Annotated in this window: 18 protein-coding genes; 9 read left to right on the top strand and 9 right to left on the bottom strand. The window is 65.0% G+C overall.

What is annotated here, in order from left to right:
• From WOC76_RS19170 to WOC76_RS19160, 3 genes are all read right to left on the bottom strand, one after another.
• The gene (locus WOC76_RS19170) at window positions 1–1,368 is read right to left on the bottom strand and encodes an HWE histidine kinase domain-containing protein (protein WP_341104502.1); all 1,368 of its coding nucleotides are present in this window, start codon (window positions 1,366–1,368) and stop codon (window positions 1–3) included.
• Window positions 1,369–1,526: 158 nt separating this feature from the next.
• Window positions 1,527–2,081 carry a sigma-70 family RNA polymerase sigma factor gene (locus WOC76_RS19165; RefSeq protein WP_341104503.1) on the bottom strand — a complete coding sequence of 185 codons (555 nt, stop codon included), beginning with the start codon at window positions 2,079–2,081 and terminating at the stop codon, window positions 1,527–1,529.
• A complete protein-coding gene (locus WOC76_RS19160) occupies window positions 2,078–2,317 on the bottom strand; it encodes a NepR family anti-sigma factor (protein WP_341104504.1) in 240 nt (79 codons plus the stop codon). The genes WOC76_RS19165 and WOC76_RS19160 overlap by 4 nt, the downstream gene beginning before the upstream one ends.
• A gap of 184 nt (window positions 2,318–2,501) precedes the next feature.
• Between WOC76_RS19160 and WOC76_RS19155 the strand changes: the two genes are divergently transcribed.
• From WOC76_RS19155 to WOC76_RS19145, 3 genes are all read left to right on the top strand, one after another.
• A complete protein-coding gene (locus tag WOC76_RS19155; RefSeq protein WP_341104506.1) occupies window positions 2,502–3,290 on the top strand; it encodes a response regulator in 789 nt (262 codons plus the stop codon).
• Between the two features lie 99 nt (window positions 3,291–3,389).
• Entirely contained in the window at window positions 3,390–3,926 is a 537-nt protein-coding gene (locus WOC76_RS19150) for a Dps family protein (RefSeq protein WP_341104507.1), read from the top strand.
• Between the two features lie 101 nt (window positions 3,927–4,027).
• Window positions 4,028–4,813, top strand: a complete 786-nt coding sequence (locus WOC76_RS19145; RefSeq protein WP_341104509.1) for a hypothetical protein — start codon at window positions 4,028–4,030, stop codon at window positions 4,811–4,813.
• Window positions 4,814–5,212: 399 nt separating this feature from the next.
• Here the strand turns inward: WOC76_RS19145 and WOC76_RS19140 are convergent, their stop codons facing one another.
• Window positions 5,213–5,368 (bottom strand): DUF3309 family protein, encoded by a 156-nt coding sequence (locus WOC76_RS19140; RefSeq protein WP_341104510.1) that lies wholly within the window; start codon window positions 5,366–5,368, stop codon window positions 5,213–5,215.
• Window positions 5,369–5,450: 82 nt separating this feature from the next.
• On the opposite strand from WOC76_RS19140, the gene WOC76_RS19135 reads away from it, so the two are divergent.
• The 4 genes from WOC76_RS19135 (at window position 5,451) to WOC76_RS19120 (ending at window position 8,046) form a co-directional block, all read left to right on the top strand.
• Window positions 5,451–6,125 carry a hypothetical protein gene (locus WOC76_RS19135; RefSeq protein WP_341431540.1) on the top strand — a complete coding sequence of 225 codons (675 nt, stop codon included), beginning with the start codon at window positions 5,451–5,453 and terminating at the stop codon, window positions 6,123–6,125.
• A 182-nt stretch (window positions 6,126–6,307) separates the two neighbouring features.
• Entirely contained in the window at window positions 6,308–6,439 is a 132-nt protein-coding gene (locus WOC76_RS19130; RefSeq protein ID WP_341104515.1) for a hypothetical protein, read from the top strand.
• 45 nt (window positions 6,440–6,484) lie between these two features.
• The gene (locus WOC76_RS19125) at window positions 6,485–7,180 is read left to right on the top strand and encodes a hypothetical protein (protein WP_341104516.1); all 696 of its coding nucleotides are present in this window, start codon (window positions 6,485–6,487) and stop codon (window positions 7,178–7,180) included.
• 89 nt (window positions 7,181–7,269) lie between these two features.
• Window positions 7,270–8,046, top strand: coding sequence for a DUF4339 domain-containing protein (locus tag WOC76_RS19120; protein WP_341104518.1), 777 nt, complete (start codon window positions 7,270–7,272; stop codon window positions 8,044–8,046).
• A gap of 26 nt (window positions 8,047–8,072) precedes the next feature.
• On the opposite strand, the gene WOC76_RS19115 is transcribed toward WOC76_RS19120, so the two are convergent.
• Entirely contained in the window at window positions 8,073–8,615 is a 543-nt protein-coding gene (locus WOC76_RS19115; protein WP_341104520.1) for an ester cyclase, read from the bottom strand.
• 199 nt (window positions 8,616–8,814) lie between these two features.
• On the opposite strand from WOC76_RS19115, the gene WOC76_RS19110 reads away from it, so the two are divergent.
• Window positions 8,815–10,062: a hypothetical protein gene (locus WOC76_RS19110; RefSeq protein WP_341104521.1), complete on the top strand. Its 1,248-nt coding sequence runs from the start codon at window positions 8,815–8,817 to the stop codon at window positions 10,060–10,062.
• Window positions 10,063–10,117: 55 nt separating this feature from the next.
• Here the strand turns inward: WOC76_RS19110 and WOC76_RS19105 are convergent, their stop codons facing one another.
• Window positions 10,118–10,792 carry a hypothetical protein gene (locus WOC76_RS19105; protein WP_341104523.1) on the bottom strand — a complete coding sequence of 225 codons (675 nt, stop codon included), beginning with the start codon at window positions 10,790–10,792 and terminating at the stop codon, window positions 10,118–10,120.
• 117 nt (window positions 10,793–10,909) lie between these two features.
• Window positions 10,910–11,212, bottom strand: coding sequence for a hypothetical protein (locus tag WOC76_RS19100; protein ID WP_341104525.1), 303 nt, complete (start codon window positions 11,210–11,212; stop codon window positions 10,910–10,912).
• A 186-nt stretch (window positions 11,213–11,398) separates the two neighbouring features.
• On the opposite strand from WOC76_RS19100, the gene WOC76_RS19095 reads away from it, so the two are divergent.
• The gene (locus tag WOC76_RS19095) at window positions 11,399–11,668 is read left to right on the top strand and encodes a hypothetical protein (RefSeq protein ID WP_341104527.1); all 270 of its coding nucleotides are present in this window, start codon (window positions 11,399–11,401) and stop codon (window positions 11,666–11,668) included.
• A gap of 8 nt (window positions 11,669–11,676) precedes the next feature.
• Here WOC76_RS19095 and WOC76_RS19090 read toward each other — a convergent pair whose 3' ends face one another.
• Window positions 11,677–12,735 carry an alkene reductase gene (locus WOC76_RS19090; protein WP_341104528.1) on the bottom strand — a complete coding sequence of 353 codons (1,059 nt, stop codon included), beginning with the start codon at window positions 12,733–12,735 and terminating at the stop codon, window positions 11,677–11,679.
• Between the two features lie 37 nt (window positions 12,736–12,772).
• Window positions 12,773–13,660 carry a radical SAM protein gene (locus tag WOC76_RS19085; protein ID WP_341104530.1) on the bottom strand — a complete coding sequence of 296 codons (888 nt, stop codon included), beginning with the start codon at window positions 13,658–13,660 and terminating at the stop codon, window positions 12,773–12,775.
• Window positions 13,661–13,691 lie beyond the last annotated feature (31 nt).

Below are 13,691 nucleotides of genomic sequence, written 5' to 3'. Positions count from 1 at the left end.
TCATATCTCGGCGGTGAGCGTCGCGCGCAGGCCGTCGGGCTCGTAGAAGAAGTCGATGTCGCCGCCGAACTGGCGGGACAGCACCGACTTCATGAGATATTGCCCGACGCCCGTGCGGCCCGGCTCGGCGACGGGCGGTCCGCCATGCTCTTTCCACTCGACCATGAGGCGGCGCCCTTCGCTGTCGGCGACGCGCCAGTCGACGGAAATCCATCCCTTGTCGGCCGAGAGCGCGCCGTGACGCTCGGCGTTGGAGAGAAGCTCGTGCAGCGCCATGCCGAGCGCGAGCGCCACTTCAGAGCGCAACTCCACATCTTCTCCCGACAGGGCGACGCGGTCGCGCAGAGCGGCGCTGTCGGAGGCGAGCGCCGTCGCCACCAGTTCGCGCACGGGCGTCTCCGTCCAGGACTTCTTCACGAGCAGGGTGGAAATGCGGCTCAGGCACTGGATGCGATCCGAGAAACTGCTTCGAAAGCAGGAAAAGTCCGTCGCGGTGCGGGCGGTGATGTTGGCGATGCCCTGGATCATCGCGAGCGAATTGTTCACCCGGTGGTGCAGCTCCATGTTCATGCTGCGCCGGTGATCCTCGGCGCTCTTGATCTCGTCGATGTCGGTGACGGCGATGATCGCGGCGATGATCCCGCCCTGCTCGTTGCGGATCGGCGAGCCGACGATGTTGACCCAGCCCCAGGACCCATCGCCGCGCTGATGCCGGCATTCGAGAACCGGCCGCTCCTCGCCGGCGAGGGCGCGGGCCAGAGGATATTCGTCCGGCGTGACCGGCTCGCCGTTTTCATGCACGGCGACCCAATTCCGGTAATGCCTGACGCCGTCCGAATAGATGACGGGGCCGCGCCGGATCGACTCGAGGGCCTGGTTGCCCTCGAGGATGCGGCCACTCGGCGCCTCGGCGAGCAGAACGCCCACCGGAAGCGCGTCAATGATGGCGCGAAGCTGATTGTTGAAGCCATTGGACCCGCCGCCGCGCAGCACCTCCGAGTTCAGCTGCGTCAGCAGTCCGCGCTTGCGCCGAAGCCGCTGCTCGAACGCTTCGAGCGTGCGGGCGATGTCGTCGATGTCGGCGACGCCCGTCGTCGTCCATTCCGGCTGATCGCCAGCCTTCATCCGTTGCGCCATCTCCGCCAGCCTGTGGGCGGCGGCGGCTGCCCGGCGGCGGTTCTGGTCGAGGCGGAAAATCACATAAAGGGCGATGGCGAGGGCGATCCCCAGCAGGACGCCCGCCGCCCCCGCGAGGGCAGGGTCGGCTCTTGGAATCAGGAAAAGCTGCGCCGCTAGCGCCCGGCGCGCATCACACAATCCCAGCGAGACAGCGAAGCTGAGAATCCGCCACCGGCTCCGTCCGATCACCAAATTGCTCCGCGCGCGCAAACCCGACGCTCCGGGCGCTCGCCGCCTGTTGCTCTGCTCGCCGCATCTCTTGTGGGACCACCCCATTTCGGGTCGAACCAGCGAGGCCTTCGCCGGGTTCCAACTCGATCGGAGGCGGCGGAAAATATTTAAAGGGTCTAGAGCGCCTTTGTGCTTTTGCGGGCGGCAAGCCCGGTCATGGTTGGGTCGTAGTCGATCTCATGAACGCCGTGGAGGCCGAGATGTTCGGCGAGCTTGGCGCGGGCGCGGTTCAGACGGCTCTTCACCGTCCCCACGGCGATGTTGCAGACCTGAGCCGCCTCCTCGTAGGAGAGCTCGGTGATGCCGATCATCAGCAGGATTTCGCGGTGCTCCGGGGCAAGCTTGTTCAGCGCCTTCTGCACGTCCTGCATGGTGACGTTCGATTCCTGTCCTCCCTTCACGGGGATTTGCTCGGCGAGGACGTTGTCGCTGTCCTGCACCTCGCGGGAGCGTTTGCGATATTGTGAGAAATAGGTGTTCCGCAGGATCGTGACCAGCCAGGCGCGGAAGTTCGTGCCCGGCTCGAAGCTGTCGGCGTGCGACCACGCCTTCACCAGCGTATCTTGGACGAGGTCGTCGGCAACGCTATATGACCCCGAGAGAGAAATGGCGAAGGCGCGCAGGTAGGGAATCTGCGCCACCATCTGCTCTCCGAACGCAGCGTCAGTCATTTTTTCTCGCGCTGTTTGGCTTCGAGCTGGGCGAGCAGCATGACGAATTTGTCGGGAATCGGCTGTTGAATGAGGTCGTCGCAGAATGAGCGCAGCACCCGGCCCAATTGCTCCTGAATATGTGGCTCCAGAAAGGCCGTATCGACTCCGTCGACCTGATCGTCGCCATTTCGGGCGTCGCCGCCCTCCCGCGCCGCAAGAGCCTTGCCTTCCTCGCGCTCGTTTTCCTGCATCATCGACAGCCCCGCGAACGCCGCTTCTTCAGAGTGGCGCCCTGCTAGAGCGCCCTCGCTCCAGGCGCCCAAATAGGCAACACCGGGAAGGCTCGTTCGTTCCAGTCGGAAAAAGTGGATTTCTAACCCGGCGCGGCGTATTGCTCAACCGCGCAAGCAGACTCTCCAAAGACCGCAGGGTGCCGTCATGAACATCTCACGAGAGATCGCTCCGCATCTCCCCTACCTTCGCCGTTTCGCGCGCGCGCTCTGCGGTTCGCAAAAGAGCGGCGACGCCTATGTCGTGGCGACGCTCGAGGCGTTGATCGCCGATATCGACGCCTTTCCGCCGAACATGTCCGCGAAGGTTGGCCTCTACCATCTGTTCATGCTTTCCTGGTCGTCGATTACGCTCAATGTGGAGGATCGGCCGGAGGACGAGGTTTCGCCCGCAGAGCGCAATGTCAGCCTGCTGACGCCGCGCTCGCGCCAGGCCTTTCTGTTGCGCACGGTGGAAGGCTTCTCGATCGAGGATGTGGCCGCCATTCTCGCGGTCACGCCGCAGGAAGTCGAGCAGCTGATCGCTCAGGCCGGCCGCGAGATCGCCGAGCGGGTGGCGACCGACGTGCTGATCATCGAGGACGAGGCGCTCATCGCGCAGGACATCGAATTCATCGCGCGCGATCTCGGGCACAATGTCATCGGCGTCGCCCGGACGCACAGGGAGGCGATCGAACTCGCCAGAGGCCATCGGCCCGGCCTGATCCTGGCCGATATCCAGCTCGCCGACGGCAGTTCCGGCCTCAATGCGGTCAACGAGCTTCTCGAGAATTTCGATTGCCCGGTCATTTTCATCACCGCCTTCCCCGAGCGGCTGCTGACGGGCGAGCGTCCCGAGCCCGCCTTCCTCATCAGCAAGCCCTACAAGGTCGACACCGTGAAGGCGACGATCAGCCAGGCGTTGTTCTTCGAGCGCAAGGCGACGCGCGTCGCCTGACCCAAGCGCGAGCGGCCTTCGCGTCTTCCACGCTGGAACAACGACGCGCGAGCGCGCGTTGTCGCGTAACGCTGGAGGCCTGCGCGCAGGAGGCTCGAAATGCCCTTGAATATTTTTGAGAGCAGCGACACGGAACGCGTCGCTCTCAACACGCCGAGCGATCTGTCCGAGGAGGCGACGGCGCTCGTCGCGGAGCGGATCAATCGGCTCGTCGCCGACGCCTATGTGCTTTACCTGAAGACCAAGAATTTTCACTGGCACGTCAGCGGGCCGAATTTCCGCGACTTCCACGAAATGCTAGACGAGCAGAGCGAGCAGATTCTCGAGTCTATCGATCCGCTCGCTGAACGGGTTCGCAAGCTCGGCCAGCCGACCCTGCGCTCGCTTGCGCAGATTCTGGCGCTCGCCTCGCTGACCGAGAACGAGAAGGACTTCGTTTCGCCCTATGGCATGCTCGTGGAGCTCATGAACGACAATATCGCCGTCGCCAGATCGATGCGCGAGGCGCATGGGATCTGCGACGACTGGGACGATGTCGCGACAGCGAGCCTGATCGAACAATATCTCGACGAGACCGAAAAACGCACCTGGTTCCTCTTCGAGGCGGCCCGCGCCGCCGACGCCGGGGGACACTGAGCGCGCTCTCTTGCGAAGGCCCAGCAAAGCCGCATAAGTTTCCGGCGAGTCGCTTCGCCGCGCCCTTCGGGGCGCGCGAAAGCGGCGCCGGAAAGGTCAAAATGGCGGAACCCGAAAAGCTTCTCGGCACGGTCACGTCGCATTACGCGGCGGCGCGCGGCTTCATCGCGCGCCTCTCCGCCTTCACGGCGCGCGTCACCTTCAAGATCCCCAAGGGCGCGACGCCCAGCGAGACGATCGACGAATTGGGCCGCCGCTGGGCGCTCGACGAAGAGGAGCGGCTGACACTTCATATTCTCGTGCGCGACAAGCCTGGCGTCGCCTTCTTCGACGAGAAGATCCAGAGCATCAACCGCGCGGCTTTCCATCGTTCGGCCTTTGCGCTCAATGCGGCGACGCAGCTTCTGTTCGTCGACATGGCTGCGCAGCTCTACGTCTCGCTGCCGGAGCTCAAGCTTGGCCTCGTGGCGGCCAATCTGCTTCTCGCCGTGGTCGCCCATTTCGAGATGAAGCAGCTCTTGCGGGCGCTGATCGCCGGACCCAACGCCCTGCCGCCCAAGCGCCGCTTCTTCGGCCTGCTCCCCAATCCTGATTACAACAGGGCGGTGAAGCGGCATTCGCGTCATTATGCGCGCAGCGCCTGGACGGAAAAATCCCTCTATCGGCCGGCCTATTTCATAAACGCCGCGTCGATCTTCATCGGCGCGCAGTTCATCGTGCCGCCGGAGCGCATCGTTTTTCCCTTCGGCTTCCTGACGGCCAAGCTGACGGGCCTCTTCACGACGCTGGTGATGCTCTTCGATGTCTGGCGCGGCGTGCGCGCGGGCGAGGACGCGCGTCTGGCGCGCGAAAGGGAAGTCGCCGTCTATCGCGATCTGGATATCTGAAGCGCAGCAACCGGGCGGCGCCTTCGTTGCAAATCGGCTTGCTCAATCTGGCGGCGCCGCCGCGCCAGTCGGGATCAGGCGTCGAAGCGCGCAAAACATGCGCGTCGCTCGAGATTGATGGGGCGCGTGGCCCGTCGGAATCCGGCCCCTTCGGCCCGTCTGCCGGGACCAAAGCCGCCAACAGGCGAGAATTTCAGGCTCTTCGTCGGCCCAGGCTTGCCGCCGGCCCCTCCGGTTGGCGCGCGCGTGACGGGGTTGTCCATCCTGGGCTTGTCGAGCATCGGGCGTCCTCCCTTGGCGCAGCTTTACGCCACGCGACCAGCCTTGCTTTTCTCGTGCCAGATCTGGCGCGGCGTTCCCTGAGCGACGCTGCGCGAGGAACAGAGCCGCTGGAACAGGTCACAGCCGCCCGAGCAGGGCGAGGATGATGACGATGGCGAGGATGGCGCCGACGGCGCCGCCCGGCCCATAGCCCCATCCGGCGCTATAGGGCCAGTTGGGCAGCGAGGCGATCAGCAGGAGGAGCAGCAGGACGATCAGGACTGTCGAAAGCATTGCCGCGCTCCTTGGTGAAAGCCGCCCTTTTCGCGCAACGTCTGGCGATCTATCTGGAAGAGTCGCACAGCGGAGCAAGGCCATGGCGAGCAAGTCCGATTTCACGCCAGTCGAATGGAAGCGGCTGGTTCAGTCGCCCCTGCTGGCGGGCTATGCGGTCAGCGCCGCCGATCCGAGCGGCTTCATCGGTCTGCTGCAGGAGGGCTTTGCAGCGGCGCGCATGGTTTCAGAGGCGCGCGCGCAGCCGGGCGACGCGCTCGTCAAGAGCGTCGCCGAGGAACTTTCCTCTTCGGGGGGGCGCGCCGATGCGCGCGAGGGCGTCCGCACGATCGTTCAGGGCGCCGGTCTCGACGAGATCAAGCATCGCGCGCTCGCGTCTCTCGGACAGGTCGCCGCCCTCCTCGACGCGCGCGCCGGGGAGCATGCCGCGCCGTTCAAATCCTGGCTTCTCGACATTGCGCGCACGGTCGCGCAAGCCGGGCTCGAAGATACGTTCCTCGGCTTCGGCGGTATTCGGATGAGCGAGAAGGAAAAAGCGACGCTCGCTGAAATCTCCCACATTCTGGGCCTCGAAGCGCCCGCCGGGGAGCATGCCGCGCCGTTCAAATCCTGGCTTCTCGACATTGCGCGCACGGTCGCGCAAGCCGGGCTCGAAGATACGTTCCTCGGCTTCGGCGGTATTCGGATGAGCGAGAAGGAAAAAGCGACGCTCGCTGAAATCTCCCACATTCTGGGCCTCGAAGCGCCCGCCGCCTGAAACGGGCTCGGGCCGGCGCTCCCGTCAGGGCGTCGCGCGCCGGCCTCCGCGATCAACCGCAGTGATCCGCTGCGCGCATGGCCGTCTGGCGCGCGCCTCCCGACCGGGCCGAGACGTGCGCCAGCGCACGTTGGCTCCCCCGCGGACTCGTTAATGAATCGTTAACGAGAAGGAGTGAGCAGATGAAAGCGATCTTCGCCACGGGCGTCTTCGGAGCCATCGCCATCGCGTTCATGACCGAGGTCATGGATGTTGTCGTGACCTTCAGCGCCATGCAGCACGCGGCTTCCTACAATTCCTGGATGTCGCTGTGACGCTTTGAGGTTAAAGTCCGGCTCCGAAGCGGGGCAGGATGAAAGATGAATTGCAGGACAGTCATTTCGATCGTGACGGCCGCCGCGCTGGCGCCCATGGGGGCGGTTTCCGCAAGGGCGCAGGCCTGGCCGGACAATTTTCTGGCGCGCGTCGAGGTTCTCGCGCTGATGCAGACGCTGAACGCGTCGCTTCTCGCGAGCCGCAGTGCGACGGCGACGCTCGAGAAATGGTGCGCCGACCACAGGATGGCCGCAGAGCCGAAACTCGTCGCAAAGCGTATCCCCGGCCCTGACAGACCGGCCAGCGAGGAGACCCGCCAGCGGCTGCGGGTTTCGGACGGCGAGGCCGTCAAATACAGGCGCGTGGCCCTCAGCTGTGGGGACCACGTATTTTCCGAAGCCGACAATTGGTACGTCCCCGGCCGTCTAACCGACGACATGAACCGGGCGCTGGAGACCACAGAAACGCCTTTCGGAAAGGCGGTCGCGCCCCTTCAGCCCTATCGGCGCACGATCGAGGCGACCGCGCGCTGGTCGCCCCTGCCGCAAGGCTGGGAGCTTTCACCCGCGCCGCCGCCCGCCGACGTGGCCGCAGGCGCGCTCGCCATTCCGCGCGAAATCTTCGAGCACACGGCGGTCCTCTACACCCCAGATCAGAAGCCTTTTTCCGAGGTGCATGAGCACTACACCAAGGAAGTTCTCGACTTCGTTCCCAAGCCGGTGGATGAGCGACGAAACTAGGCGCTCGCGCGCCCGCAAGACGGCGCAAAGAGCCAAAGCTGTGCTAGCATTGCATTTCAGAAGGCTGGCGGGGAACGGCGGGAAGACGCATGTCGGATGAGTGGTTTTACGCCGAGGACGGCGAAACGGTGGGGCCGGTTTCGGCCGAGACGCTGGCGCGCCGCATCGACATGGCGCCGGACGAAGCGCATTTTGTCTGGGCGCCGGGCATGCCGGACTGGGTCGACGGCCGCGGGCTGCCGCAGTTTTCGCCGAGAACCCGACCGGCGGTCGCCCCGCGCGCGGAGGCCGCCCATCCGGCGCGGCGCGAGAGAGAAACCGCCCGCGCCGATGGCGAACCCGCGCCGGCCCCCATGCCGAAGAAGCTGCTTCAGCGCGCCCGGCGCGAGCTCGTCTCCTATCTCGCCGTTTCGACCTATCTCATGGTCTGGCTCATCGCCGTGCTCTATTACAAATCGACCATCCTGCGCTCCGTGGGCGTCGAATTCGCGCCGCTGGGCGTCGCCGTCGTCAAGGCGCTCATTCTCGGCAAATTCATCCTGGGGCTCGAAGCCGTGCGGCTCGGGGAGCGGCGGGGCAAGCAGGCCATCCTCATCGTTCAGATTGCGATTCGGGCGCTGATCTTCACCGTGGCGCTGGTGATCATGAACATCATCGAGGAGCTGGTCGTCGGCCGCTTCCACGGGCGCAGCCTGGCCGAGACTCTGGGCGAGCTCGCCGATGGCTCGCGCCCGCAGCTTTTCGCCAGCGCCCTGCTGCTGTATCTGGTGCTGCTGCCCTATCTCGCCTTCCGGCGCATCGCGCAGGACATCGGCGAGCTTCCCGAGCTCCTCTTCACCCGCCGCAGCGTCGAGAGGCAGTCATGAGGGCGCGACGCCGCGCGGCGCGGCGGTCATAGCGGCTTGTCGGCGCTCTTGGCCCAGTTCGGCATCATTTCGTTGCTGGGCAGGGTCTTGTCCATGAGCTTGCGCGCCTGCGCAACGCCGGCGACAGGGAGGCCGCCGGGATCGAGCAGGCCGATCTGCACGAGCACGGACGCCTGATCCCAGTAGATATGTTCATGGGCCAGCTTGCCGTCGCGAAACTGCGCAATGGCCACGAGGGGGATCTCGACCCTTCGGCCGGTCGGCGCCACGCCGGGCAGCATCCAGTCTATTTCATGCGTGTGGGTGAAGCTGAACAGCATCTCGTCGACCACGCTGTCGGCGCCGACGGTGCGGCTGACGGTGGCGAGCGTCGTATCGGGCGGATTGGCGCCGATGAAATGATATTTGTAGAAGCGCTTCAGTTCGTCATGGCCGACGCCGCCCGCCATTGTGGGGATATGATTGACGTAAGGAGCTTCGACCATGGTCGCCATCGTGGCGTCCACGTCGCGGGTCTCGAACTCGTATCGGCAGTGCTCATCCCACAGAGCCTCGAGATCATGCGGCATAAAGTCCTCTCTGCGTTGAAGAAATAGCTAGGGCAAAGCATAGGGCGAAAGAGGCGGAGCCGGCAAGGCTTCAGGCAGGGCTCCCGGCGCCAGTCCCGCCTTGCTTGCAATCGCGGGAGGCATGGGTAAATTCCGGCAAGGCTCTCGCCGTCGGCTTGACGGCCGGGAGTCCTCCTCTCAAAGATTTGAAGAAAAACCGATGAAAAACGGGATCATGGCGGTTCTTGCCGTCCTATTGTCGACGGTTGTCGGCCTCGCGCTCGCAGAGGCGATATTTCGTTTCGTCATGCCGCCGGTTCCGGGCAGCGAGGGCAGCGTCGCCGAATATATTGCGACGACCCAGCGCAGTCCCGGCGCGCCCCGGCTGTTTCCGGCGGGCTATACGGCCGTCTTCGACATCAGAGGCTTGTACGAGGGCGCGAGCAAGGTCGATTTCCGCATCGGGCCGAGCCGTTTCATTCCCCCGGATCCGCCAGAGGGCGCAAAGTACAAGGTTCTTTTCCTCGGCGGCAGCGTCACGGAAGGGATTTTCCTTTCTCCCGAACAGAGATGGCCTGCGCGGCTGAACGAGGCCGGAAAAATCGCGACTTACAACGCCTCCATGTCGCAGGCCGGCGTGCTCTCCCACATCGCGACGGTAAAATATCTCGCGGAGCGCGGCGACCGGTTCGATCTCGTGGTTCTCGCGACAAATCACAATGACGCGAGCTGGTCGCGGCGATTGTCGGAAATCGGCTTTCATTACGATCCGGCCCAGTTTCCGCCGGGCTCAGTCGAAATCTTCAAGCGGGAATTCGAGCAGGCGATCAGGCCGGAGACGACGTCTCTGCGGACCGTGGCCTGGGTGCGTCATCTCATGCGCGTCGCAAAACTCTCCCAGGCGGCGACGCCGGGCGCGGATGGGACGAAACCGCACTCGATCGTCGTCGACGGCCTTCGCCTCAGTCAGAAGGGCACGCAGCTTCTGCCGCGCGCGCCCATCGGAAACTGCAACGGCGACGACGCGCCCGACCGTGTCTCCGCTGACATATACGGCGAGTGGAAGGAGATATTTCCGAAGTTTCGCCAGGACGTGAAGCAGCTTTTGGGCGCCGATCTGCTGGTTGTCAGCGAGCCCGCCGCCTTCGCCGCCCCGAGCGAGAGTTTCTACGGGAGCGACCTGCGCGTCTTTCTCACCTGCAAGACGGGGGAGGGTGTTCGCGCCATCAATCTCGACGACGCCGCCGCCTCGCAACGCGAGCGCGCCCGGCTTTACCTAGACGCCGCGCGTCTTGCCGGCGCGGAGACCTTCGATCTTGCCGCCGCCATGGAGCCCGTCGCCGACGGACCGGAAGGCGGCTCCTATTTCTTCGACTCCATCCATCCCACGCCAAAAGGCGCGGAGAAATTCGCCGATCTGCTCAGGCCGGTTCTGAACGCTACGCTGGACCGCCTGCATCGCAACTGAAAAACAAAGCGGGCCGCCCTTCCGGGCGGCCCCGAGAAACTGCGGCGCGCGGGGCTCACCGGCGCATGAAGCCGATGACCGTCGCGCTGAGCGTGCTTCCGGTCAGGATGAGAGTCGCGCCGAGGACCAGCAAAGCCACGAGATTGATCGTGAGATCGTTCGTCGAGCCCGCAAGGGCGATGATGCCCAGCACGATCGCGGTGAGACCCGCCACTGCCTGAAGTCCGGCGGACCCCGACGCCATTTCGCTTGCAATGATCTCGCCGCCGCCCTGGGTGGCGGACAGCGGTTGCAGGCGCGATGCGCGGCGAAGCACATAAAGCCGCCACACTGCGTTGCTGCTCAGGAGCAGCGCCGTTCCGAACGCGATCACCGAGATCGGCATCAGCGTTGCGGCCTGCACGCCGAGGAGCGAAAGCACCCCGAGGACGATTCCCGCGGCGCCGACCAGGAAAACCGCGACGAGGCTATTGCCGCCGAAGGAGTCGATGGCGGCGCCGTCCACATCCGCGGGGAAACTGACCTGAGCATATTCGGAAACCATCGCGCCTCCCTGAATCAAAAGCGCGACGCCAAACACGATGGTGGCGACCGCGCTCAGGATGGGCGGCGACAGATTGACGAGCCCGCAAATGGCGAGAACAACAGTCGCGACGCCCCCGATCGCATCGATAAGCCCACCGTACGCCGCTGCATTTTCTGCCGTTATGGCCTCTCTCGTGACAGACATCGTTGACACTCCGCCTCGCGCCCCGCGCTCTTAGCTAGCGAGGCGCCGTTGTTGGACAAGCCCAGCTGAAAGGCGAGGAGTCGACGGTCCGTTCTGGTTCAAGGTCGTTCCCCGCCGTCAGGCCGACCGGGGAGCGTCGACGGATGCGCGCGACGAAACCGCGGACGCCCAGCGTCTCAGTCCGACGACCCATTCTTCGGCGGCGCACTCCGGTCCGGCCTCGCACGCCTCTTCCTCGGCGGCGCGTTTGAGAACTTCGGCCAAGGCCAGCCTCAGCAGCAGCAATCCCATCTCTTCCGGCAGCGACTCCCGCGTCGCCGCCTCGAAGGAAAGGCGAAGCGAGCTGCCGAGCTCCTGGAGAACAGACAACGTGGCCCGCGCTTCTTCGAGCGCCATGGGCTCTGGTCGGGTCATCGGCATTCGCCCCTCCCCTGCAAAAGCTCATCCTTTTAACTGATCAGATTCTAAGTAGTTCCCTGTAGAAAATCTTTCCCGCCCGCGTCATCCGCTTCCCCGCATGGGAGAGCGATCGGGGCGTATCCATATGAAAGCAGGCGCGCTTCACATTCGCGCCCGTTTGGCCGCCGCCTCCGAGGAGCTCCGACGATGGACAGAACGATCTCTTTTGCAGGACATTTTCCCGTCGAGTCCAAGCAGGCCCTGAGGCCGGGCGGCTGGTACATCGGGTTTCGCTGCGGCGCATGCGGCGAGCATTTCGCCATCATGGACGAGCCGACGGGCGACGGCGAGGTCGCTCTGTCCGGAACTGCGGCCTTCGAGGCCGTCTGCCCCAATTGCGCGACGCCGCGGACCTATTCCGCGGCCGAGCTCGTCGTCTTCGAGGCGGCGCAGGGCGGGCCCGCCTCTACGGCGTAGACTGAAGCTCAGGCGCCGCCGAGCGCCGGATAGTCGACATAGCCTTCCGGCCCATGCGCGTAGAAGGTTTCGGGCCGGGGCGCGTTCAACGGCGCGTGACGGCGGAAACGTTCGGGCAGGTCCGGATTGGCGATGAACAATTTGCCGAACGCCACCGCGTCGGCCTCGCCCGACGCGATCGCCGCTTCGGCGCTCTCGCGCGTGAAGCCCTCATTGGCGATGAAGGGACCGCCGAATTCCTTTCTGAGATAAGGCGCGAGCGCATCCGGCCCCTGATGCTCCCTGGCGCAGATGAAGGCGATGCCGCGTCTCCCGAGCTCGCGGGCGACATAACCGAACGTCGCCTTCGGGTCGCTGTCGCCCATCGACTGGGCGTCGCCGCGCGGGGCGAGATGCATGCCGACGCGGCCGCGCCCCCACACCTCCACGACGGCGTCCGTCACCTCCAGCATGAGTCGCGCCCGGTTCTCGATCGAACCGCCATAACGGTCGGTTCGCTTGTTGGCGCCGTCCTGCAAGAACTGGTCGAGCAGATAGCCGTTCGCCCCATGGATCTCCACGCCGTCGAAACCGGCCGCTCTCGCGTTTTCCGCGCCCCTGCGATAGGCCTCGATGACGCCGGGGATTTCGTCGATGGCGAGTTCGCGCGGCTCCGGATAGGGCTCGAGCGGCCGCAACAGGCTGACATGCCCCTGCGCGGCGATCGCGCTCGGCGCGACGGGTTTGGCCCCGTCGAGATAGACCGGGTGCGAGATACGCCCGACATGCCACAATTGCAGCATGATCAGCCCGCCTGCCTCGTGGACGGCGCGCGTGATCTCCCGCCAGCCGTCGATCTGCGCCTGCGACCAGACGCCGGGCGTACCCGGATAGCCCACGCCCATCGGCGTCACCGAAGTCGCTTCGGAGAGAATGAGGCCGGCGGAGGCGCGCTGCACGTAATAATCCCGCATCAACGCATTTGGCGCGCGGCCGTCGACGGCGCGGCACCGCGTCAGCGGCGCCATGACGATGCGATTGGGCAATTCGAGATCGCCGAGCCTGAGAGGGTCGAAGAGCGTGGGCATGGAGGGGTTCCGGGGAGGGACAGAGATGAGTCGGATATCAGAGCCCGCGCGCCCAGGCGGGGCGCAGCGGCGCGCGCTCCGGCGCGGCGATCGCGAAGCGCAGCTCATCCAGCAGACGCGCCTTGTCCGCGCCGAGGGTTCCTTTCAGGATGAGCCAGTTCGACGCGTGATCGCTGCGAAAGACCGTGCGTTTCAGCTCCAGCGCGGAGAGAAAAATTTCCATCTCCTGCATCAGCTCCGTGACGCTCAACGGCTCCCAGTCCGGAAAGTTCGCCCGGAAGCGCGCCTCGCCCAGCGGAAAGCTGATCACGAGAGTGGCGAGAAACTCCGGCTGCGTCGCATTCATCAGCGCCGCTGAGTTCAGCGCATGCTGCCGTGAGAGCGCCTTGCCGCCGAGCCCGTTGAGGATCATGACCGAGCGTTTGATCCCGGCCTCACGCAGCTTGTCGAGCGACTCGCGCGCCGTTTCGAACGTTTCGCCCTTTTCGACGCGCGCCAGAACTTCGTCGTCGCCGGACTCCGCCCCCACATAGACGAGCGAGAGGCCCAGCGCCTTGAGGTCTTCGAGCTCGGCGACGGATTTCTTTCTAAGATTGCGCGGCAGGCAATAGCTCGACACGCGCCGGACGCCCGGCAGCTCCCGGCGGATCGCTTCCAGCACGGTCGCGAGCCGGCGCGTCGAGAGCGACAAAGCGTCGCCGTCGGCCAGAAAGACGCGCTTCACGCCGTCGCCGAACCGTTCGCCGTAGCGGCGGAGGCTCTCCAGGGTCTCCTCTTCGCTGCGCGGGCGGAAGCGTTTCTGCGAATACATCTCGCAGAAAGTGCATTTGTTCCAGGAGCAGCCGTCCGTCACGGGCAGGATCAGCGAGTCTGCTTCGCTGGGCGGCCGATAAACGGGCTCGACATAACGGATCGGAAAATTCATGCGCTTGCGACAGCTTCTCTCGAAGAAGGGG

This window comes from Methylocystis sp. IM3, from assembly GCF_038070105.1.
In the GTDB taxonomy this organism is placed as follows: Bacteria; Pseudomonadota; Alphaproteobacteria; order Rhizobiales; family Beijerinckiaceae; genus Methylocystis.
The sequence above is the reverse complement of the archived record's forward strand: the minus strand, read 5'-3'. Positions and strand labels throughout refer to the sequence as shown.